Here is a 21,611-nt window from a genome sequence, read left to right as displayed (position 1 = left end):
ATGTCAGAAACAACAGATGGAATCCGGAATCGGACAAGCGTCAAGTAACCGGCATTTGGCTGTATGTTTATTTGATGATGTGAAAATACCGGCGCATAGGCATGTACGTCAACTTAAAATTTATGGACGTCGTTATTTGTAGTATAAACCCGGTAAATACCCCGATAAATTGTTTAATAACGGGAATGATTTAGTGGGAATCAATGTTTGGAAATAACACATATTCTGATCAAATTTCGGGCCTTTTAGCTTGTTTGTTCAGTTATCTGTCAATGCTTTTGCAGAAAGCCGGGCGCTGTTAAGAAGTTCGAAGAATCGAATACCGGGTTCCTATTATTAACTTACAATTCACTAATTGCTATCGCTACAAACAAATCAATGAAAAGCTACATTGACCTGATTCAGCAGACTTTTGAATTTCCTACAATGGAATTTAATGTTGATAATAATGAGTTGCTGTTCAACAATGTACCACTGATGGATATCATTAAAGAACATGGTACGCCGTTAAAAATAAATTACCTGCCCAAGATCGGTGAGCATATCGAAAACGCAAATATGTTTTTCCGGAATGCGTTCAAAAGGCATAATTACAAAGGAAGCTACACATACTGTTACTGTACAAAATCTTCCCACTTCAGTTTTGTGCTGGAAGAGGCATTGAAGCATAACATACACCTTGAAACTTCTTCGTCTTTTGATATCCCGATCATCCGTGAGCTTTACCGCCGGGGAAAAGTTACTAAATCAACTTACATCCTTGCAAACGGTTACAAGCTTCCACGTTATACGCAGTACCTCAGCGAACTGATCAACGAAGGGTTTAACGTTGTTCCGATTCTGGATAACCTGAAAGAAATTGAGTCGTACGAACAGCAGGTTACTGCGGATACGGTCAATTTCGGAATGCGGATCGCGACGGACGAAGAACCGAACTTTGCATTTTATACTTCCCGGCTGGGTATCCGTTACAACGATGTGCAGCAGTTATACAAGGAGAAAATTGAACCGAATCCGAGGTTCAAGCTGAAAATGCTGCATTTCTTCATCAATACAGGTATAAAAGACAGCGCCTATTACTGGAGTGAACTGACCCGGTTTATGTTCAAATACTGCGAAATGCAGAAAATCTGTCCTGAACTGGATTCCATCGACATCGGCGGCGGGCTTCCGATCCAGACTTCCTTGCAGTCGGGATACGATTACCAGCAGATGATTGATGAAATCATTGAAAACATACAATGGATCTGCAACAAGAACAATGTTCCTGTGCCGCATATTTTTACAGAATTCGGGAGTTACACAGTCGGCGAAAGCGGAGCGGTTATTTACGAAATCATTGACAAGAAACTTCAGAATGACAAAGAGCTCTGGTACATGATCAACGGATCATTTATTACGCAGCTTCCGGATTCGTGGGGCATGAACCAGAAATACATTATGCTGCCGATCAACAACTGGGACAATCCTTATCAAAAGGTAAATCTCGGCGGACTGACGTGCGATTCACAGGATTTTTACAACAGTGAAATGCACAGCGCAGACTTGTACATGCCTATTTTTGAAGAAGAAAATGAAAAGCAGTACATCGGCTTTTTCCATACCGGTGCGTATCAGGAATCGCTGGGCGGGTACGGCGGTATCCAGCACTGCCTGATTCCCGCTCCGAAGCACGTGCTTGTTGAAAGAAATGAAGACGGAAAGCTGACGACACGCGTTTTTGCACAGGAACAGAACAGCGATTCCATGCTCCGGATTCTGGGTTTCAAGGATGAATCCTATACTTCACCGGAAGTTAAAAATGAACATGAAAGCCAGCCTGTGGAAGTGGAAAGTGAACTGGCCGAAACAAAAATATGATAATTGATATAAACTTCTTTGGGTGAGTACGTTATTAGCAATAGTAAAAGCTTATTCAAAGAAGTTTATTTTATAATTTTGCAACGAAAACTATACAAACAGGAAAAATGAAAAAAGTGATTATGCTACTTGCCGTCTGCGGAACTTTGGCTGCTGCTTCCTGCACCAAACATGCCTGCCCCGCTTACGGATCAACTCAAAAAATTGTTCAGCCTTCCGTTTCGGAAAAAGCCTGATTTCTCAGTTATCAAGAATGATATGAGCTGCCTGCAGTAAATCGGCAGCCGCATAATCTGCTTCCAGAGCTTTGCTTCCGGAAGTAACCTGTATTGTTTTAACACCCGCTTTTTGTCCGGCCTGCATGTCGCGGTGATGGTCGCCGATCATCCAGGATTGTTCCGGATCAATATCATATTTTGCCATTGCTTTTTCGAGCATCAGCGAATCCGGTTTTCTGGAAAGTGAATTTCCTGTAAAATCAGGATGAAAAGGGCAGTAATAAATATCGTCAAGTGCATTTCCGGAAATGAGTTGCATCTGCCTGTGAATTTCCAGCACATTTTCTGCAGTGTACAATCCTTTTGCAATTCCGGCCTGATTGGTAATGACAATCAAAAGATAACCTGCTTTTTTTAGCAACTGAAGTGCTTCGGCAACGCCTTTGGGAATAACAAGATCGTCCGGGTTATAAACATAATTCGGACGATCTACATTTAATACGCCGTCGCGATCCAGAAAAATGCATTTTGTTTTGACAAGAGACATAAATTCGGGAACGGATCAGCAGGAATATTCTTTAACGGATTCAATAAAGCAACGTACTTTGTCGGGATCGGTATCCGGATAAACGCCATGGCCCAAATTGGCAATGTAGCGCTGCGTCCCGAACTGATTCAGCATGTTTTTAACTTCTTTTCTGATCTGATCATAAGAAGAATAAAGTACGCACGGATCCAGATTTCCCTGCAGGGTTTTGTTCGGAATGATTTCTCGCGATTCCGCCGGGTCCATGTTCCAGTCGAGTCCTACGACCGAGCAGCGCAATTCACTGATTTCTTTGCGGGCAAAAAAAGCGCCTTTTGCAAAAACAGTTACGGGAACTTCGGTAATTGCATTGCAGATCTGCTCGATATAAGGCAGCGAAAATGTCCGGTACTGTTCCGGGGAAAGAATCCCGGCCCATGAATCAAATATCTGTACAAGATCAGCACCGGCTTCTATCTGCGCTTTCAGATATGCAATCGTACTGTCTGTTATTTTCTGAAGCAGCAAATGCGAAAATTCAGGATCGGCATAAAGGTGCTTTTTAGCTACCGAAAATGTTTTCGAACCTTTTCCTTCCGTCATATAACAGAAAATGGTAAAAGGCGCTCCCGCAAATCCGATCAGCGGAACCCTGTTTTCCAAACCGGTTTTTGTCAGCTTAATGGCATCCAGCACGTATTTCAGATCCGTTTCCGGCTCGGCGACATGCAGTTTTTTCAGATCATCAACGGTATGTACCGTTGCGGGAAAAACCGGTCCGCGCTGCTCGATCATTTCATAAGGCAAACCCATGGCTTCGGGAATCACCAGAATATCCGAGAATATAATGGCGGCATCTACGCCCAGCAAATTCACTGGCTGCAGAGTAACCTCTGCGGCCAGTTCCGGCGTTGTCGCCAGTGCTATAAAACTTCCTGCTTTTTCGCGTACTGCTCTGTATTCAGCCAGAATCCGTCCGGCCTGGCGCATCATCCAAACCGGCGTGCGTTCCGTTTTTTCTCCGCGTGCTGCCCTCAGCAAAAGATCATTTTTCAATTCCATGGGGCAAAGTTAGGCAGAAAGTGCATATCAAAATCTAAAATTCACCCCGGCCAGAAAGTTTCTTCCTGCCTGCGGAAAGTAAAAGTTTTCCTGCGTCAGTGCGCCGCCGGCAAAATAGCCGTACGTATAACCATTTGATTCATAGCGCTCGTTCAGGATATTATTCACCAGCAGATTAAAGGAAATCTCTCTTGTCCATCTCGGTTTCACAGTCCACGAAAGACGAATGTCGTTGGTAAAATAGGCATCCAGTTTTCGGGTTTCCGTGGAAGTATTGTCCAGATATTGCTTTCCTACATACTTTGTAAGCAGCGCGAGTTCAACATTTTTACGGAACATGTAAGTAAACTGGCTTCCGGCAATGACATTGGGCGAAAAGGAAATATCCGATTTCCCGTGATTTACGGTATTGTAGCCGCCGGTATCATAATTTACAATGTACTCGGTAAAGTTGTTGATCTTGTTCTGGCTGAACGTGGCGTTTACATTCCATTTCAAAAATCGGTTGAAAGCTATGGCTCCTTCCAGTTCGATGCCTGTCCGATAACTTTTCGGAACATTCACGCGTATCGAGTTGCCGACGTCGTTGATTTGTCCGGTGAGTACAAGCTGGTTTTTGTAATGCATCAGGTAATAATTTGCAGCAAAAGCCCATTTCCCGCTTTGCGTCCGGAAACCTGCTTCTACATTCTGCATTTGTTCACTTTTCGGAAAAAGTCCCGCTGTTGAAGATGTAAAATCGTCCCGGTTCGGTTCGCGGTTTCCGATGCTGTAAGAAGCATAAACCGAGCTTTGTTCTGCCATTTTGTACGTCAGGCCGGCTTTTGGATTCAGGAAGTTATACGATTCGTCAAATGCAAGCCCGACAAGGTCGTTGTCCATTCCGCTAATGTTGTGGCTTACGTTCCGGAACTGCATATCGGCAAATGCATTCAGTTTTTCGGTAAACTGATAATACAATTTTCCGTAAAGATTGAAATCCTTTTTGATGCCTTTGCTGTAATAATACAGATGTTCATTTTCAATGGAGCCTGCATTGCGCGCCCATATAATGCGGCCGTAATGATCGCCGTCGTACTTGTTCCAGCCGCCGCCAATACTCGCCGTCAGTTTCTTGAAGCTGTTGTAATCGAGTGAAAAAGTGCTTCCGTAAAAGTAATTATCCAGCCAGCGACGCCGAATCAGATCGGTTCGCGTGAGCGTATCGCCGCCGATTACCGGATTCGGCAAATTGTAATTGCTGTATTTGTCCTGCGTGCGGTATTGTTCGTAATAGCCAAGGCCGCGTACCAGAAATGCGTTCAGGTTAAAAATCCATTTGTCGCTGAGGTTATGCGAAGAAACAATTTGATAATGATCCTGACGGTAATTGTCCGTTTCGTTTTTGTACGTATAGGAATTGTACGTACGGTCATCCGAAGTCAGCAGGTTTTCTGCATCTTTTTCGCTCAGGCCGTTCCGGCTGATGTAATCCAGAATTCCCTGCCGGTCGCCGCGTAATTTTGCCTCGGGAACGCCGTTCCACGATTGATACGTTTTTTCATTCCCTGAAAATACATTGACCCTTACAAAACTTTTCTTACCAAAATAACCGCCGGACAAATAATACGAATGCAGCTCGGAAGAAGCGCGGTCCACGTAGCCGTCGGAGGAAACGCGCGAGAGCCGGGCATCAAAAGTAAATTTGTCTTTGATTAAACCGGAACCGAGTTTAAGCGTATTTTTAAACGTATTGAAAGAGCCAAAGGAATTGTTCAGTTCTGCATAGGCTTCCTGCCGGAAAGCGTTGGTACTGATGTTGACCGTTGCTCCGAAAGAACCCGCGCCGTTCGTGGAAGTTCCTACGCCGCGCTGGATCTGGATGCTGCTGACCGAAGAAGCAAAATCCGGCATATTGACCCAGAAAACACCCTGACTTTCTGCATCGTTGTACGGAATGCCATTCACCGTTACGTTAATGCGCGTGGCATCCGAACCGCGTATCCGGATTCCCGTGTATCCCACGCCGCCACCAGCATCACTTGTGCTGACAAGCGAAGGCGTAAAGTTGAGCAGAACGGGCAAATCCTGGCCAAGGTTCTGCTTGTCAATGGCTTCTGCATTCACGTTCGTGTAAGCCATGCCGGATTTGTCGTTCACGCGCGTTGCATTGATAATAACTTCATCGGCCTGATAAGTGCTTTTGTTCAGCCTGATATCCATAGAGCCGGCATTGCTGACAGGAATTTTTATAGACTGATAACCAATGTAGGAAACTTCCAGTACTGCAATATTTTCGGAAATGTTCCTGAGTGTGAATTTGCCGTCTTTGTCGGTAGTAACGCCGCGGATTTCTCCTGCTTTTACAGTAGCTCCTGGCAATGGTTTTCCATCTTCGCCGTCGCTTACTTGTCCGGACAAAGTGGTTTGTGCAAAAGAGGAAATAAAAAAGAAGCTGGTCAACAGCGTGAGCAGACAGGTCGTAACGTTTCGCATTGCGATAAGAATAAGTCACGAACAGGCAAGGGGCCACCTATCCTTAAGGTAAATAAATTGTTAAATGAAATTTTCTCTTCCTACGCCGGCATTACCCGGATCAGGTATTATGGGTATGATCTCAGCCCGTTTGGTAGGGCACCCCTTTGAGATTACGGTGCAAAGCTAATGCACATCAACCGATGATTCAACATAAACCGGATTTAAATAAAAAACAACCGTTCACTAAGTGGTGAACAGCCCGTTTTATATCAGGCTTTTGACTATTTTTACATAAATAATGAATTAAAATCAGTTCGGATTAAGTTTTTTTACAAACTGCTTTATATCAGTTATTTGTTTGCCCAAAAGCCAAAAGCCAAAAGCCAAAAGTCAAAAGCCAAAAGCTGATTGCTGACAGCTACCTAAATAGAATTATACAAGTTTACTCGCCGAAATAGCAATGGACGTCTACGCAGATACACTGGAACATCGTGTTACACAGCAAGCAATAGAGCTGGAATACCGGTTCGGAGCACATAATTACAAACCGATGCCCGTAGTGCTGACGAAAGGTCAGGGCGTTTATGTATGGGATGCGGAAGGAAAGCAGTATTTCGATTTTTTATCTGCATACAGCGCTGTAAGCCAGGGCCACTGTCACCCGCATATTGTCAATGCATTGATCGAACAGGCTCAAAAACTGACTTTGACATCCCGCGCCTTTTATAACGACAGGCTTGGCGAATGCGAGAAGTTTCTTTGTGAGTATTTTGGCTACGACAAGGTTCTGATGATGAATTCCGGTGTGGAAGGCGGTGAAACGGCTTTGAAGCTGACCAGAAAATGGGCGTATAAAGTAAAGGGTATTGAACCGGATAAGGCGAGAATGCTCTTTGCATCCGGCAATTTCTGGGGAAGAACGCTGGCGGCCATTTCTGCTTCAACGGACCCGTCGAGTACAAATGATTACGGCCCGTTCCTGCCGGGCTTTCAGATTATTCCTTACGATGATCTAAACGCACTGGAAGAAGTTCTGAGCCGGGATCCGAATGTTGCCGGTTTTATGGTGGAACCGATTCAGGGCGAAGCCGGCGTAGTGGTTCCGGAAGACGGATACCTAAAAGGCGTACGGGAATTGTGTACAAAATATAACGTGCTTTTTATTGCTGACGAAGTGCAGACCGGCATCGGACGCACCGGAAAACGATTGGCATGCGACTGGGAAAATGTAAAACCCGATATTCTGGTGCTGGGAAAAGCATTGTCTGGCGGTACGATGCCCGTTTCCGCTGCCTTTGCAAACGATGAAATCATGCTGACGATTGCACCCGGCGAACACGGCTCCACTTACGGCGGAAACCCGCTGGCCTGCGCCGTTACGATTGCTGCGCTGGAAGTAGTACAAAATGAAAATCTTGCCGAAAACGCGGAAGAAATGGGCCGGCTGTTCAGAAACAGAATGGCTGATCTGCAGAAACGGTGTGATCTGATTGAAACAATAAGAGGCAAAGGCCTATTGAATGCCATTGTAATCAGTGGCTCGGAAGAAAGCGATACAGCCATGAAGCTTTGTTACAAAATGATGGACAAAGGGCTGCTTTGCAAGCCTACACACGGAAACAAAATCCGCTTTGCGCCGCCACTGACAATCAGTGAAGAACAAATGAACAGCGCATGCAATATCATTGAAGAAGCATTTCTGGAAATCAACACATAACTATGAAATTGAAACTGTTCCTGCCGATTGTTGTGCTTGCCGCCTTGCTCGCTGCCTGTGACAAAACCGTTGAACCTGCCTCCGATACCCAGACCAAGCAATGGGTTTACGACCAGATGAAAAGCTGGTATTACTGGAATGACCAGATCACCGCGCAGCCGGATTACACCAAAGATATCAAGAGCCTTTTTGAATCGCTTTTATACAAATACGATGCAACGCTGCGTCCGCAGGGAGATCGTTTTTCTGTCATCCGCGAAAGTGCGGACGAATTGGTTGCTTCCCTGAACGGCGAGTCAAAAACGACAGGAATGGAATACAAGCTGAATTATTATCCGTCCGGGACTACCAATGTAATCGGAGTTGTGTTCTATGTATTGCCGGGTTCTCCTGCTGCAAAGGCAGGATTTGCAAGAGGCGACATTTTCAGCAGCGTAAACGGCCAGAGATTGACCGGCTCCAATTACAGCCAGTTACTGAATACCGAAGACAAGCGTACGTATACGCTGGCAAAAATCAGCAAGGACGGAGCACTGGAAGAAGGAACTGTAATCCGTGAAGTAACGCCGATCGTATTTCAGGAAGATCCGGTATATTTTGATACTTTGTTTACTTACGGTGATAAAAGGATAGGCTATGTCGTTTATCATCAGTTTATCCCCGGGCCAAACAGTAATGCAGACAGCAAGCAGTATGACAAGAAACTCGATGAAATATTCGGTTCTTTCAAGGAAAAAAATGTAAATGCGCTTATTGTTGACCTCCGTTACAATCCGGGCGGCTATGTTTCTTCGGCCACAAACCTGGCGAGCCTGATCGCAAAAGCAACTTCCAATGATGTATTTTACTATAAAGAATACAATCCGCAGATTACAGAGATAAATCGCAAAAAGTACGGGGAAACTTTCTTTTACGACAAATTTCTGAGTAAAAGCCAGAACATCGGATCCAGCCTCAATGATCTTGTTTTGCTTACTTCGTCCCGTTCTGCCTCGGCCAGCGAACTGCTGATCAACGGATTGAAGCCGTTTATGAAAGTGACGCTCGTCGGGGACAAAACGTACGGCAAAAATGTAGGTTCCATAACGATCAGCGGTGCTGATAAAGGTATAAAATGGGGAATGCAGCCCATTGTGTCCAAATCGCTGAACAGCCTGCGCCAGTCGGATTATTACACAGGTTTTAAGCCGGATGTGGAAGTCAAGGAAGGCATTACGCTTTATCCTTATGGCAACCCGAAAGACCCTTTGCTCGGCGAAGCATTGTTTCAGATCACCGGAATGCATCTGGCACGGCAGGCTGCAACTACAAGGACTGTGCAGGAAAATGCCGGAGAAGAACTTAAATCAACGATTGAGAAAAAAGCAGGCGGAAGTAATATGTTCCATGATAAATAAGTAACCGTACCGGCATAGTTTTTATATTATTATTGACAAACGTTCACAATAATTAATCTAAACTAAGCATCATGGGAATTTTAACATGGATTATTGTCGGTCTTGTGGCCGGCGCTATTGCCAAAGCAATTCACCCGGGAAAAGATCCGGGCGGCTTTATCGTAACGATCCTGATCGGTATTGTAGGTGCTGTAATCGGCGGCTGGATATCTTCTGCATTGGGTTACGGTACCGTTGACGGATTCAACATCAGCAGTCTTTTTATTGCAGTTCTGGGTGCTGTCATCCTTCTTTTTGTTTACAGGAAACTTAGTACCAGGTCATAAAGGATTTCACTTGTAAGGTATGGTGAGGGAAACAGTTCAAAACTGTACTCTCACCATTTTTATTGCTAATTTTACAATGTTGCAATTGAGAATTCCTAACTACTGAAATGATATGAAGCTGGTTAATAATATGACTGTCTGGTTTTTAAAGCGCCGCTTTGAAAGGATTGAACAGTTTATGAAATACCCGATTGAAACCCAGCAGCGCATTTTTTCCGAGTTGATAGAAACTGCCCGCTATACAGAATGGGGCAGCCGATACAATTACGGCCAGATCAAATCCATAAAGGAATTTCAGGATCAGGTGCCGGTCTCTACTTACGAGGAGCTTTATCCATATATTGAACGCGTGCTGAAAGGCGAACCGAATGTCATGTGGCCTTCGCAGATAGAATGGTTTTCAAAGTCGTCCGGAACGACGAATGCAAGAAGTAAATTTTTGCCCGTTTCGCCCGAAGCACTTGAAGAATGTCATTACGAAGGCGGAAAGGATATGATGACGCTGCTCATCAACAACCGTCCGGATACAAACGTTTTTGACGGCAAAGGTTTGTCTATCGGCGGAACCTTGCATGCCAACCCGTTTGATGATTATACTCAGGTTGGTGACGTATCGGCTGTTATCATGCAGAATCTTCCGTCCTGGGCTGAATTCATGCGCACGCCGCCACTGGATGTGGCGCTTATGGATCACTGGGAAAGCAAGCTGGAAAAAATGGCTTCCATTTGTTCGCAGGAAAACGTAACCAGTATTCTGGGCGTCCCGACGTGGACCATTGTATTGATGGATCAAATTCTGGAACTGACAGGCAAAAAGAACATGCTGGAAGTATGGCCGGATTTTGAAGCTTTTATCCACGGAGCCGTTTCCTTTGAGCCTTACCGGGATTTGTTCATGAGCAAGTATTTTCCTTCGGATCAGGTCATGTATCTGGAAACTTACAGTGCATCGGAAGGATTTTTCGCCATTCAGGACGATGTCAGCAGAGTAGGGGAAATGCTGCTGATGCTGGATTATGGTATTTTCTATGAATTCATTCCGATGGATGAAGTGGGCAAGAAACATCCGAAGGCTTTGCTGCTGGATGAAGTGGAAGTCGGGAAAAATTATGCGCTTGTCATATCCACCAATGCAGGGTTATGGCGTTATCTGATCGGTGATACCGTCAAATTTACGTCAAAGTATCCGTTCAGACTGAAAGTAAGCGGGCGTACAAAGCATTTTATCAATGCATTCGGAGAGGAAGTAATCGTGGAAAATGCAGATTATGCCATCAAGGCAGCTACACAGCAAACCAGTTCGCTGGTTGTTAATTACACCGCCGGTCCCATTTATATGGGCGACGGTTCCCGCGGCCGGCACGAATGGATTATCGAATTTACAACAGAACCTGAAGACAGGAATGAATTTGTAAATATCCTCGATGCGGCATTAAGGAAAGTAAATTCCGATTACGATGCCAAGCGGTACAAAGACATGGCCCTTTTACCTCCGCTTGTCCATTTTGTCCCTGCAGGCACTTTTTACGCATGGATGGGAAAACGGCATAAACTTGGCGGCCAGAACAAGGTTCCGAGGCTCAGCAACAGCCGGGAATATCTGGACGATCTGCTGGAAGACATCACCGGCTGACCTTTTTATTCTCTGCATTTAAAGCCGCATGCTTTTGACAGCCGGCGGCCAAAAGCAACCGCATCAATGATACCCAAATATCTAAAAATAAAAGGTTTATATTCTTACCAGACCGAGCAGGAAATCCATTTTGATGCTTTGACCAATGCGTCGCTTTTCGGGATTTTCGGTTCGGTAGGAAGCGGAAAATCTTCCATTCTCGAAGCCATTACGTTTGCATTGTACGGGGATACCGAGCGGCTGAACAAGTCGGGCGACGATCGTACCTATAATATGATGAATCTCCGCTCGGACGATTTGTTGATTGATTTTGAATGCATTGCCGGCAAGAAAGCAGGACATTACCGCTTTACCGTAAAAGGAAAACGGAACAGCAAAAACTTCAAGGACGTTAAAACCTTTGAACGCAAAGCCTACATCCGGCATGACGAAAGCTGGCTGCCGCTTTCCGAAAATGAAACGACGGAAAACATCGTCGGGCTGAGCTATGACAATTTCCGGCGCACGATCATCATTCCGCAAGGCCGTTTTCAGGAATTTATTGAGCTGAAAGACAGCGAACGCACAAAGATGATGAAAGAGCTTTTCCAGCTGGAAAAGTATGACCTGAGCCGGAATGTCGGGTCGCTTTCCAAAGCAAATGACATGAATTTGTCTCATTTTGAAGGCCAGTTGCTCGGTTTGCAGGAAATAGCGCGGGAAAAGATAGATGCAGAAAAGGAGAAAAGGGAAGGGGTAAGATTAAAAATCAGGGAACTGGAAGATTTGCTTCTGGTACAAACAGAGCTGGAAAGCAGTCTTCAGAAGCAAAAACTGGCAGGCGAGAAAATTCAGTTGTTAAAAAACCAGTTGTCGCAGCTGGAAGCAAAACGTGCCGCCATGCAGCAGCGGGAGGAAATGCTGAGGGATTTTGAAATCTGCTCACTGCATTTCAGATCGTTTCTGGATCAGAAATCAAACCTGAACGCGGCCATTTCAAAAGCGCAGCAAACGTATGATAAAAATCAGCAAAGAATTTCTGAACTGACGGTTCTTACAGCAAAAGAAAATGAAGTCCTTTTTAGATTAAAGCCGCAATACGAGAAAAAAGAAGAATTGCTGGATACGGCTGAGGAGCTGGAAAAGGTCATACTGATTCTTGAAAACACTTTATCGGCAGAAAAAAAGAAAGGTGCGCTTGCAAGAGGAGAAGAGCAGCTGAAACAAAAGGAAATTGCCATTGATCTGCTCAGAAATCAAAAGCTGGAAAAGGAAGCAGAAAACGAACAGCGTAAAAGCCAGTATGCAGATATTCAGGAAATAAGCCTTGCAAAATCGTGGTTTGACAAGCTGGACACACTTAATGAAGACCGGATTTCCATCAAGAAAGAAGCCGAAGGATTACAGGCTGCAATCAGTACGCAGCAGGAAGAACTGAAACTTAAGTTAGAGGAAATTACGCAGACTTTTTCTCTGAATCGTTTAAATGATTTTTCGATAGAGTCGTTTCAAAATGCAGTGCAGGAATGTCTTGCTGATATTGAAAACAAAAAGAAATTACTTCATGATCAGTTGCTTCAGGCCAATACCAAACTGGCTTTGCAGCAGTTTGCAGGCAGCCTGACGGATGGCGAGCCTTGTCCGCTTTGCGGTTCCGGCCATCATCCCGCGGTTCTGCACGCTGATTTTTCCCTTTCGGAAGAAATAAAGGACATTGAGAAACGCAGTGCAGCATGGAATGAAAAGGAGAAATCCCTGCAGCGCGTACAATCGCCGGTTGAGCGTATGTTTAACCAGATCGAAAATCTTGAAAAACAGAAAGCGGCTATCAAGCAACGCTGGCTGGAAGCCAAAAACCGCATGGAACTGCATGACAAGGAATTTACATGGAGCCGGTTTGATAAAAATGACCGCGATGGTTTTCAGAACTATTTTCAAAAAGTAAGTAAAAACCAGAGCAGGATCAGAGAAGCGGAAACGGAACTGAAAAGCTTGTCAGCCCAGCTTGAAACGGCGTTGATTGAAAAAGAGGAAAAGATTGAAAAGCCGCTGCAAAACCTGCGTAACGAAATCCTTAAACTTGACAATACAGCTGCAACATTAACAAGCCAGCTTAAAAAAGTAAATCCTGCTGATTTTGAAGGGCAGGAAAAATCGGCCATTTCTGAAAAGATTTCCGGTTTGAAATCCGGTTACAAGGAAATCATCCATCTGTACGAACAAGCCGAAAAGAACGTCGATACGCTGGAAAAGGAGAAAAATATGCTGTCCGGGAGCCAGACGACTCTAAAGAATGCATTGGAAACGGACGAGCTTAAAGTAACTGATATTCAGAAGCACATTGATGGAGAACTGAAACTGCATGTATTTGAGTCGGAAGGTAAGGTAAGGGAAATTCTGCAGCAGGCCATTCAGACGGAAACCGAAAGAAAGGTGATTCAGGACTACAAGTTTTCGCTTGAAACAACGGGAAGAGATCTTCAGAATATGATGGCGGAAAATCAGGATTCGCTGTACGATGCAGAAAAGCATAAAGCCGTCACCTATGCGAAAGAACAGCTTGCAGAAAGTCTGCATTATCAAAGGAAAGAAGAAGGCAGCCTTGACGGTCTGATCCGTAAAATGGATGCGGATCTGTCGCGTAAAGTGACGCTGGAAAAAGAAAAAAGCCGTCTTCTGCTGCGAAAAGAACATCTGGATGATCTTGCGCGGCTTTTCAGGTCGAGCGGTTTTGTGGATTATGCTTCCAGTATTTATCTTCAGAACCTGATTCAGGCAGCCAATAGTCGTTTTCATCAGATGACGCATCAGCAGCTGCATCTTGAACTGGGAGAAGGAAACAGCTTCTGGGTTCGGGATCTGCTGAACGGCGGTCATATGCGTTTGCTCAAGACACTTTCGGGCGGTCAGAAATTTCAGGCTGCGTTATCGCTCGCACTTGCGCTTGCGGATCATATTCATGTGCGCAACGAGTCGAGGCATAATTTCTTTTTTCTGGATGAAGGTTTCGGTTCGCTGGATAAAAATGCGCTGCAGACTGTTTTTGAAACATTGAAATCGCTGCGGAAAGAAAACCGGATTGTCGGCATTATCAGCCATGTAGAGGATCTGCAGCAGGAGATCAATACCTATCTGAGCATTACGGGAAGTGAGGACGGAAGCCGGATTGTGGCCAGCTGGCGGTAGGTTCAAAGGACTTTTATGCCTTTTTATTTTAAAATGCTTGTAATATAAATTCGCCGGCCTTTTGTTTGTAAAATCATACAAACCTCCTGTTCTATATCAATGCTGGCATTTGCGATTCTCGGGTATTTGGTGCTTAACCTTGCTATCGGGCTTTGGGCTTCCCGAAAGATTCAGACGACCAACGATTTTGTCCTTGCCGGCAGAAGACTTCCTTTGATACTGGCTGCTTCGGCTACATTTGCCACATGGTTTGGTTCGGAAACCATTATGGGCGCTCCGACGGAGTTTCTGGAGAACGGCGTTTTGGGAATTATTGAAGATCCGTTTGGCGCCGCGCTTTGTTTATTCCTCGTCGGGATTTTTTTTGCGCGCCGGTTTTACAGCATGAACATCATTACATTCTGCGATTTTTTCAGGATCAGGTACGGCCGTTACGCAGAACTTCTTTCTGCCATTCTGATCATTCCGTCCTATTTCAGCTGGATTGCAGCGCAATTGCTTGCAATGGGAATTGTACTCAAAATCGTGCTCGGCTGGCCGCTTCCCGGATGTATTTTGTTCAGTTCGGCGATTGTCATTGTTTACACGATCTGGGGCGGCATGTGGTCCATTTCGGTTACCGATTTTCTCCAGACCATCATGATTATTGCAGGTCTGATCATCGTTTCCTCCGTTTTGTATGAGAAAGTAGGCGGTTTTCAGCCGTTGATCAACGCTGCTCCGAAAGGTTTTTTCCGTTTTTATCCTGAATTCACTTTTAAGGCATCCGTCGAATATTTTGCTGCATGGATTACAATCGGCCTGGGTTCCATTCCGCAGCAGGATGTTTTTCAGAGAGTAATGTCCGCCAAATCCGCGTCCGTTTCTGTGAAAGCAACTTTGTTATCTTCATTGATGTACCTTACCATTGCCTTGCTGCCGCTGTTCATCGCACTTTGCGGGCATTACCTTTATCCTGCTTCCCGCGGCGACGGACAAATGATCATTCCGAATATGATTTTGCAGCATATGGGGCTGCCGCTTCAGATTATCTTTTTCGGGGCGCTTGTTTCGGCTATTCTGAGTACAACGAGCAGTGCCATCATGGCGCCTGCGGCCGTTTTGGGAGAAAACGTTTTCAAGTTTTTCAAACCTGAACTGACAGACAAGGAGTTGCTCAAAATTATCCGGATCGGAATTGTGGTCATTACGGCAGTCTGCATACTGCTGGCAGTTACCCGCGAAAGCATTTTTGATCTGGTGGCCGAATCTTCCGCTTTCAGTCTTGTATCGCTTTTTGTTCCGCTGGCGGCAGGCATTTACTGGAAAAACTCCAATGAAGCGGGATGTGTCATATCCATGATCGCCGGGCTGGTTGTATGGCTTGCAAGTGCGTACCTGAAAACAGATTATCCTCCTTTAATTTACGGTCTGCTCGCCAGCATAGCAGGAATGGCTGCCGGAATTGTAATCAGAAAAAGATCATTCAACTGATCTTGCCGGTTTTCTTTCCAGACCTTCATCCTTGCGGTCCCAGCCGGCCAGCGCAGGCAGGTTAATGGCTTCGCGATCCGCCTGCATAAGCAGTTCTAGCTCTTCTATATGCTGCCGTACAGCAGTAACATACTCGTCGTCATTCCTTATTTTGGATAAATGCTTCAACGTTTTTTCATCGTGTACAAAAAACATTTTTGCTGATCGGGTCGCTTCGTGTGCGCGATGGCCGAGCAATTTCAGCGCATCCACGCCGAGCCGAAGGCTGGTATCAAAAGTTTCACGGTAAATGTGCATCATTCCGGCGTTCATCAGATCATAGGCATCATTGCGGTTTGTAGACCTGACCAGAATATGCAGGTTAGGGAAATGCTTCTTGACTGTTTCGATCAGTTCAAGCCTTTTTTCTTCATCACTGATGGCGATAATAATCATCTGCGCTTTGTTTGCGCCGGCAATATCCAGCAGTTCATAGCGGGTCGCATCGCCGTAGTAAACTTTCAACCCCATTCGACGCAGGAAATCCACATTGTCGCTGTCGTTGTCCAGAACCGTAGCTTCCACATTGTTGGCACGCAAAAAGCGTCCGATCGTATTCCCGAAATGTCCGTAGCCGGCGATAATGACCGGATTTTCCTGCTCTTCCACATCGCTTGGTTTCTGAACTTCCAGTCCGGCCTGTACGGCACAAAAACGAGGCAGGATCAGTTTTTCATTCAGCACGACAACCAAAGGCGTTAAGGCCATGCTGATCGCAACAACGGCCATCATAATGTCCGACATTTCGCGTGTGAAAACGCCTTGCTGAACAGAAAAGCTCAGTAATACAAAAGCAAATTCACCGATCTGGCTCAGCCCGAAACTGAAAATAAGGTTCTGCGCCATTCTTACTTTGAAGATTCTGCCCAGTACCAGCAGAATAACCGTTTTGGAAATCATCAATGCCGCTACAAGTCCGAATATGAGCAGAGGTTTGAGCAAAATGAGTTGGAAATCAATGGAAGAACCCACGGAGATAAAGAACAGGCCAAGCAAAAGTCCTTTAAAAGGATCAATGGAACTTTCCAGTTCGTGGCGGTATTCACTATTTGCCAGTACAACGCCGGCGATAAACGCGCCGAGAGCCGGGCTCAGGCCGATGGAAGTCATCAGGACAGCAATACCCACGACAAGCAGCAATGCGGTGGCTGTGAACATTTCACGCATTCCGGTTTTTGCCATGAGTCGGAATACGGGACGCAGCAGATATTTGCCGACAATAATAATCGTGATCACGGCGGTAAGTACAATCAATGCCTGCTGCCATGCCGGAAAAGCACTTATAAGTGAACTGCTTTCGGCGCCATGCGCCGCATCACTCGTTTCGTGTTCTGCAAGCAGCGGAAAAAGCGTCAGCATGGGAATAATAGCCATGTCCTGAAACAGCAGAACGGCAAAAGAACTTTGTCCGGCAACGGTTTTCAGCCAGCCTTTTTCATCCAGTGTCTGCATGACAATCGCAGTAGACGACATGGCGACGATCATGCCAAGGGCAATTGATTCTTTCCAGCTAACATCAAAAAGCATGGCTCCTCCGGCAATAACCAGACTTGTTACCCCGACCTGCAGACCGCCCAGTCCGGCAATATCCTTGCGCATTCTCCACAATCGTGAAGGTTCCAGTTCCAGTCCGATCACAAAGAGCATCATAACCACGCCGAACTCGGCAAAATGCATAATATCCTGGCCTTCCAGGCCGATAAACTTCAAACCCGCCGGACCGATGGCAATTCCTGCAACCAGATAACCGAGTACGGAACCCAGGCCAAAACGCTTGGCAACCGGAACCATCATAACGGCCGAAGCCAGATAAATCATCGCCTGAAAAAAGACAGTCTGCTGCATTGGATCGTACAGAAATTAGGAAGTAGAATCAAGTTGAAAAGTCCGGAGTGTGTTTTTTTCAGGACTCGGCATGGATAGCGGCCAGTTCATTAAGGTATTCAATGTTTCTGTAATGTTCCGGGCTGATTTCGTTTCTTGCAAGCGCATTCAGCACGTGTGCATATTGCCTGCCGTGCAAATCCAGCGCTTCGGGCGTCATTGTGTAAGTTTCATGAACGACAAACGGAGGAAGATATTCCATTTTGCACAAATGGGCTGTCTGGTTAAACGGAAGCAAAAACTGGCTGATGCTAAACCGGTTGTAACCTGTTTCCTTATACGCTTCCCTTCCACCGCCGCAGGATACCGCATTGAATATTTTTTTGCCGGCCAGCTTGTTGCCTTCGGGGCCATATGCCCAGTTATATTCCAGAACCAGATCCTGCCATTGTTTGAGGATCGGCGGGCTGCTGTACCAGTAAAACGGGTGCTGGAAAATGATAATATCGTGCTCCAGTAACAGCTTCTGTTCCCTTTTTACATCAATGTACAAATCCGGATAGTATTCATACAAATCGTTGAACGTGACACCTTTTACATTCCTGCAATACTTTTCCAATATTTTCTGAACATTGGACTTGCTCAAAGTCGGATGTGCGAACTGGATCAATATTCTGGGCATATGAAATAAATTGTATTCCGGAATTCAATGTGTTAATGTAAATATAACAAAATGCCGGCAGAACCCGAAGAAATGGTTAAAGGATGAACTTGGCCACGCCGCCGTCCACTTTCAGCGCAGAACCGTTCGTTCCTGACGACAAAGGACTTGAAATGTAAGTAACCAGGTTAGCAATTTCCTCCACCGAAGTGAAGCGCTGCAGCAAGGAAGAAGGCCGCGCATTTTTAAAGAAATCCTTTTCGGCTTCTTCTGCTGTCACGTTGGCTGCATTGGCCAGCTGTTTTACAAATTCTGCAACGCCTTCGGATTTGGTAGGTCCGGGTAAAATAGAATTGACCGTAACGTCCGTGCCTTTTGTAAGTTCGGCCAAACCTCTGCTGATTGCAAGCTGCGCCGTTTTGGTAGTACCGTAATGAATCATTTCTTCCGGGATATTAACAGCCGATTCACTCGAAATAAATAAAATGCGGCCCCAGTTTCTGGAAAGCATCTTTGGTAAAAAGTGCCTTGCCAGACGAACGCCGCTCATGACATTTACTTCAAAAAACCGGAACCAGTCTTCATCCGGAATTTCGGTAAACGGCTTTGGCTCAAATATGCCGGCATTATTGATCAGAATGTCAATGTCCGGAAGGCTTTCAAGCAATGCGGCCACTTCTTCCGATTTGGAAAAATCAGCAGCTTTGCCCGAAACCGCTGCTTGCGGAAACAAACTTTTCAGCTTATCAACAGCTTCGTTTACCTTTTGTTCTGTTCTTCCGTTGATGATTACCGATGCGCCTTCTTTCAGTAAACCAGATGCAATTGCAAATCCGATTCCCTGAGTCGATCCGCTGATGAAAGCAGTTTTGCCTTGAAGTTGTAAATCCATGTTTCTCTATTTTGTATAGCAGATGAAACACGAATCTTTCAGAATTGAATCCCTGAAAGCAAGCCTGTGCGTTTTTTCAGGAATTCGTTTTATTTATTAGCAGATAAATGAAGTATTGAAGCTTTTTTGTCAGTTACCATAATGATCCCGAATGTTGCGGCAACAGGCATAAACCGGGATAACAGCAAATAGCTTCATGTTTGGGCATCAAACCGGTTAACCGTTTGTATGATATATGTTAATTCTTCTTCGGTCAGAACCGGATTTAACGGCAGGCTGAGCACTTCCTGATGCATTTTTTCGGTTACGGGCAATTTCAGGCTTTTGTATTCCTTGTATGCTTCCTGTTTATGAACGGGCAATGGATAATGGACATCCGTTTGTATTCCGTTTGCTTCCAGAAAAGCAATCAGCGCAGTACGGTCCGGATGCCGTACAACAAACAAGTGCCATGCATCTTCCTGAATTCTGTCTGTGGGCGGCAAAACAAGGTTTTTTACCTGGATCTCTGTTAAATAACGGCTTGCCATTTGCCTTCTGCGTTTATTTTCCTTGTCAAGATAAGGAAGTTTAACATGCAGGAATGCTGCCTGAATTTCATCCAGCCGGCTGTTCATGCCTTTATATTCATTCTGATAGCGTAAGGCCGAACCGTAATTCCGTAGGTACCTGATTTTTTGAGCCAGTTCTTTATCCGATGTAACGACGGCGCCGGCGTCACCCAATGCACCCAGATTTTTTGTAGGATAAAAGCTGAAAGCAGTTGCATGCGCCATACTTCCTGTTTTTTTACCGAAGTAAGCAGCTCCGTGTGCCTGCGCAGCATCCGTAATGACTTTTAAATTATAATCGTTTGCAAGTTCCAGAATGCGGGCCATTTCGCAGCTGCGGCCGTAAAGATCAGCGGTGATGATTGCTTTGGTTGAAGGTGTTATTTTATCTTCGATCAATTCCGGGTTCAGAAGCATGGTAACTTCTTCCGGCTCAACAAAAACAGGCGTAAGACCAAGAAAGCTCAGCGGCAGAACAGTAGCGATATACGTATTGGCCGGAACAATGACTTCGCTTTTTTCCGGAAATGCAAAAGCTTTCAGGATCAATGTAAGCGCATCCAGCCCGTTTGCCGTTCCGATACAGTACCCGGCTTCACAATATGCTGCAAAGGATTTTTCAAATTCATCTACTTCATTTCCCAGAATATACCGGCCCGAACGCAATACCCGAATGGCTGCTTCTTCAATGCGCTGCATATAAGGCGCATTGACCCTTTCAAGATCAAGAAAAGGTATCATTGCGGCAAAAACTATTTTCAGCAATACGGTTCATCCATGTACTCCGTCTGATCATAATATTCGTAGGAAAGCACCAGCGGCATATCGGTGTTCAGCAATCCGTTCAAAGCGCTTTCAGTCTGTTGTTGCTCTAATATACGGACTAACGTCGCACTGAAATCATTGCGGCTTAGGCCAGTTATCATCAGGAGAAACGGTGTGATTTTGCTGCAAACGATTTAAAAGAATTTTGAAGCAATTTTTATTTCACCTAGCGATAAATAGGAGTTAAAGTATTTGATTTCAGCTTATTGTAAATACAGCTTTATTTCAAAAATCTTTTTGTCATTAAAAAGGATGTTGAAATACGTTTTCCTGAAAAGTCATATAAATGAGTAAAAGGTATTATGCAATGCATTGTTTATGGCCAGGTGAAATTGTTGTACCGAAAAGGAAACAGCTGAATCTGCTGAAAGAAGACTTGAATGATTTATGCGGATTTTGCTGTTGCCGTAATTATTCAGAAAAGCAAAAGCCGCCAGGCTGAACTTTTCAACCTGGCGGCTTTCCTTCTTTTTAACTTGAAATCTTATCTTCTCGGGCCGTGGGTACGGGCAGAATTGCGTCCATACTGGTTTCCACGGTTATACTGACGTCTGTAATTCCTGTCATACTGACGGCTGGATCTGTGACGTTCCGCATGAACAACCCTTGGCGGCGGCGAATGTTTTACGATCACTCTTCGCGGCGGTGGCGGAGGAGCCGGATATCGGTAACCATACCCGTAGCGATACCCGTAATCATATCCCGGATTGTACGATCTGTATGTACAGGATGAAATGCTGATTGCTGCAATAACTGTCATGATAACGGACAGTATGATTCTGTTTTTTCTCATGGCACTCGTTGTTTTATACTGTTGATAAAACGGAAGCGAAACGGAAATAGTGCCTTTATAAAGGCTGTAAATAACAACAGGAGCAGTCGGAAATGGAGTTATCCACAGTGTGGATTAGTTGTAATATGCAGATAAAATACTGATATTAAGTGGATTGTAATGTTGTTAACAAGTTATCCACAAAATTAGTGT

At 45.0% G+C, this 21,611-nt stretch carries 17 protein-coding genes and 1 riboswitch; of the genes, 8 read left to right on the top strand and 9 right to left on the bottom strand.

The annotated features are described in order from the left end of the window. Positions 1-378 precede the first annotated feature (378 nt). Both FEM55_RS19800 and FEM55_RS25310 read left to right on the top strand, forming a co-directional pair. Complete coding sequence (locus tag FEM55_RS19800) at positions 379-1,860, top strand: type III PLP-dependent enzyme domain-containing protein (RefSeq protein WP_138283139.1); 1,482 nt, start codon at positions 379-381, stop codon at positions 1,858-1,860. A gap of 107 nt (positions 1,861-1,967) precedes the next feature. Then, entirely contained in the window at positions 1,968-2,096 is a 129-nt protein-coding gene (locus FEM55_RS25310) for a hypothetical protein (protein WP_262710600.1), read from the top strand. A gap of 4 nt (positions 2,097-2,100) precedes the next feature. On the opposite strand, the gene FEM55_RS19795 is transcribed toward FEM55_RS25310, so the two are convergent. From FEM55_RS19795 to FEM55_RS19785, 3 genes are read right to left on the bottom strand one after another with little or no spacing between them, the layout of a single operon-like run. Continuing rightward, positions 2,101-2,625 carry a D-glycero-alpha-D-manno-heptose-1,7-bisphosphate 7-phosphatase gene (locus FEM55_RS19795; protein ID WP_138283138.1) on the bottom strand — a complete coding sequence of 175 codons (525 nt, stop codon included), beginning with the start codon at positions 2,623-2,625 and terminating at the stop codon, positions 2,101-2,103. Between the two features lie 15 nt (positions 2,626-2,640). Continuing rightward, entirely contained in the window at positions 2,641-3,666 is a 1,026-nt protein-coding gene (gene hemE, locus FEM55_RS19790) for a uroporphyrinogen decarboxylase (RefSeq protein WP_138283137.1), read from the bottom strand. Between the two features lie 27 nt (positions 3,667-3,693). Continuing rightward, on the bottom strand, positions 3,694-6,141 hold the full coding sequence (locus tag FEM55_RS19785; protein ID WP_138283136.1) for a TonB-dependent receptor: 2,448 nt from the start codon (positions 6,139-6,141) through the stop codon (positions 3,694-3,696). Positions 6,142-6,201: 60 nt separating this feature from the next. Beyond that, positions 6,202-6,297: riboswitch (TPP riboswitch) on the bottom strand. A 286-nt stretch (positions 6,298-6,583) separates the two neighbouring features. On the opposite strand from FEM55_RS19785, the gene rocD reads away from it, so the two are divergent. From rocD to FEM55_RS19755, 6 genes are all read left to right on the top strand, one after another. Next, on the top strand, positions 6,584-7,840 hold the full coding sequence (rocD, locus tag FEM55_RS19780; protein WP_138283135.1) for an ornithine--oxo-acid transaminase: 1,257 nt from the start codon (positions 6,584-6,586) through the stop codon (positions 7,838-7,840). Between the two features lie 2 nt (positions 7,841-7,842). After that, positions 7,843-9,237, top strand: a complete 1,395-nt coding sequence (locus FEM55_RS19775; protein ID WP_138283134.1) for a S41 family peptidase — start codon at positions 7,843-7,845, stop codon at positions 9,235-9,237. Between the two features lie 71 nt (positions 9,238-9,308). Beyond that, complete coding sequence (locus tag FEM55_RS19770; protein WP_138283133.1) at positions 9,309-9,563, top strand: GlsB/YeaQ/YmgE family stress response membrane protein; 255 nt, start codon at positions 9,309-9,311, stop codon at positions 9,561-9,563. Positions 9,564-9,675: 112 nt separating this feature from the next. Beyond that, positions 9,676-11,196, top strand: a complete 1,521-nt coding sequence (locus FEM55_RS19765; RefSeq protein ID WP_138283132.1) for a GH3 auxin-responsive promoter family protein — start codon at positions 9,676-9,678, stop codon at positions 11,194-11,196. A 66-nt stretch (positions 11,197-11,262) separates the two neighbouring features. Beyond that, positions 11,263-14,361 (top strand): AAA family ATPase, encoded by a 3,099-nt coding sequence (locus FEM55_RS19760; RefSeq protein WP_138283131.1) that lies wholly within the window; start codon positions 11,263-11,265, stop codon positions 14,359-14,361. Positions 14,362-14,460: 99 nt separating this feature from the next. After that, positions 14,461-15,834, top strand: a complete 1,374-nt coding sequence (locus FEM55_RS19755) for a high affinity choline transporter 1 (protein WP_138283130.1) — start codon at positions 14,461-14,463, stop codon at positions 15,832-15,834. Here FEM55_RS19755 and FEM55_RS19750 read toward each other — a convergent pair. The 6 genes from FEM55_RS19750 to FEM55_RS19730 all read right to left on the bottom strand — a co-directional run bounded on the left by FEM55_RS19750 (position 15,823) and on the right by FEM55_RS19730 (position 21,419). Continuing rightward, the gene (locus FEM55_RS19750; RefSeq protein WP_138283129.1) at positions 15,823-17,718 is read right to left on the bottom strand and encodes a monovalent cation:proton antiporter-2 (CPA2) family protein; all 1,896 of its coding nucleotides are present in this window, start codon (positions 17,716-17,718) and stop codon (positions 15,823-15,825) included. The genes FEM55_RS19755 and FEM55_RS19750 overlap by 12 nt on opposite strands. Before the next feature lie 58 nt (positions 17,719-17,776). After that, positions 17,777-18,379: an NAD(P)H-dependent oxidoreductase gene (locus tag FEM55_RS19745; protein WP_138283128.1), complete on the bottom strand. Its 603-nt coding sequence runs from the start codon at positions 18,377-18,379 to the stop codon at positions 17,777-17,779. A 76-nt stretch (positions 18,380-18,455) separates the two neighbouring features. Then, the gene (locus FEM55_RS19740; protein WP_138283127.1) at positions 18,456-19,250 is read right to left on the bottom strand and encodes an SDR family NAD(P)-dependent oxidoreductase; all 795 of its coding nucleotides are present in this window, start codon (positions 19,248-19,250) and stop codon (positions 18,456-18,458) included. A 194-nt stretch (positions 19,251-19,444) separates the two neighbouring features. Further along, the gene (locus tag FEM55_RS19735) at positions 19,445-20,542 is read right to left on the bottom strand and encodes a DegT/DnrJ/EryC1/StrS family aminotransferase (protein WP_138283126.1); all 1,098 of its coding nucleotides are present in this window, start codon (positions 20,540-20,542) and stop codon (positions 19,445-19,447) included. A 17-nt stretch (positions 20,543-20,559) separates the two neighbouring features. Continuing rightward, complete coding sequence (locus tag FEM55_RS25030; RefSeq protein WP_171036615.1) at positions 20,560-20,727, bottom strand: hypothetical protein; 168 nt, start codon at positions 20,725-20,727, stop codon at positions 20,560-20,562. 383 nt (positions 20,728-21,110) lie between these two features. Continuing rightward, positions 21,111-21,419, bottom strand: a complete 309-nt coding sequence (locus tag FEM55_RS19730) for a hypothetical protein (protein ID WP_138283125.1) — start codon at positions 21,417-21,419, stop codon at positions 21,111-21,113. Positions 21,420-21,611 lie beyond the last annotated feature (192 nt).

Origin of the sequence: Dyadobacter sediminis (assembly GCF_005860765.1) — a bacterium.
Taxonomy (GTDB): Bacteria; Bacteroidota; Bacteroidia; order Cytophagales; family Spirosomataceae; genus Dyadobacter; species Dyadobacter sediminis.
This window is presented reverse-complemented; position numbering and strand designations above follow the sequence as displayed.

Bases quoted from the DNA above. Each gene is read 5' to 3' on its own strand.
- FEM55_RS19760 (WP_138283131.1), top strand. From the start codon at position 11,263: ATGATACCCAAATATCTAAAAATAAAAGGTTTATATTCTTACCAGACC.
- FEM55_RS19770 (WP_138283133.1), top strand. From the start codon at position 9,309: ATGGGAATTTTAACATGGATTATTGTCGGTCTTGTGGCCGGCGCTATT.
- FEM55_RS19735 (WP_138283126.1), bottom strand. From the start codon at position 20,542: ATGATACCTTTTCTTGATCTTGAAAGGGTCAATGCGCCTTATATGCAG.
- FEM55_RS19745 (WP_138283128.1), bottom strand. From the start codon at position 18,379: ATGCCCAGAATATTGATCCAGTTCGCACATCCGACTTTGAGCAAGTCC.
- FEM55_RS19740 (WP_138283127.1), bottom strand. From the start codon at position 19,250: ATGGATTTACAACTTCAAGGCAAAACTGCTTTCATCAGCGGATCGACT.
- FEM55_RS19750 (WP_138283129.1), bottom strand. From the start codon at position 17,718: ATGCAGCAGACTGTCTTTTTTCAGGCGATGATTTATCTGGCTTCGGCC.
- FEM55_RS25310 (WP_262710600.1), top strand. From the start codon at position 1,968: ATGAAAAAAGTGATTATGCTACTTGCCGTCTGCGGAACTTTGGCTGCT.
- rocD (WP_138283135.1), top strand. From the start codon at position 6,584: ATGGACGTCTACGCAGATACACTGGAACATCGTGTTACACAGCAAGCA.
- FEM55_RS19765 (WP_138283132.1), top strand. From the start codon at position 9,676: ATGAAGCTGGTTAATAATATGACTGTCTGGTTTTTAAAGCGCCGCTTT.
- FEM55_RS19755 (WP_138283130.1), top strand. From the start codon at position 14,461: ATGCTGGCATTTGCGATTCTCGGGTATTTGGTGCTTAACCTTGCTATC.
- FEM55_RS25030 (WP_171036615.1), bottom strand. From the start codon at position 20,727: ATGATAACTGGCCTAAGCCGCAATGATTTCAGTGCGACGTTAGTCCGT.
- hemE (WP_138283137.1), bottom strand. From the start codon at position 3,666: ATGGAATTGAAAAATGATCTTTTGCTGAGGGCAGCACGCGGAGAAAAA.
- FEM55_RS19775 (WP_138283134.1), top strand. From the start codon at position 7,843: ATGAAATTGAAACTGTTCCTGCCGATTGTTGTGCTTGCCGCCTTGCTC.
- FEM55_RS19730 (WP_138283125.1), bottom strand. From the start codon at position 21,419: ATGAGAAAAAACAGAATCATACTGTCCGTTATCATGACAGTTATTGCA.
- FEM55_RS19795 (WP_138283138.1), bottom strand. From the start codon at position 2,625: ATGTCTCTTGTCAAAACAAAATGCATTTTTCTGGATCGCGACGGCGTA.
- FEM55_RS19800 (WP_138283139.1), top strand. From the start codon at position 379: ATGAAAAGCTACATTGACCTGATTCAGCAGACTTTTGAATTTCCTACA.
- FEM55_RS19785 (WP_138283136.1), bottom strand. From the start codon at position 6,141: ATGCGAAACGTTACGACCTGTCTGCTCACGCTGTTGACCAGCTTCTTT.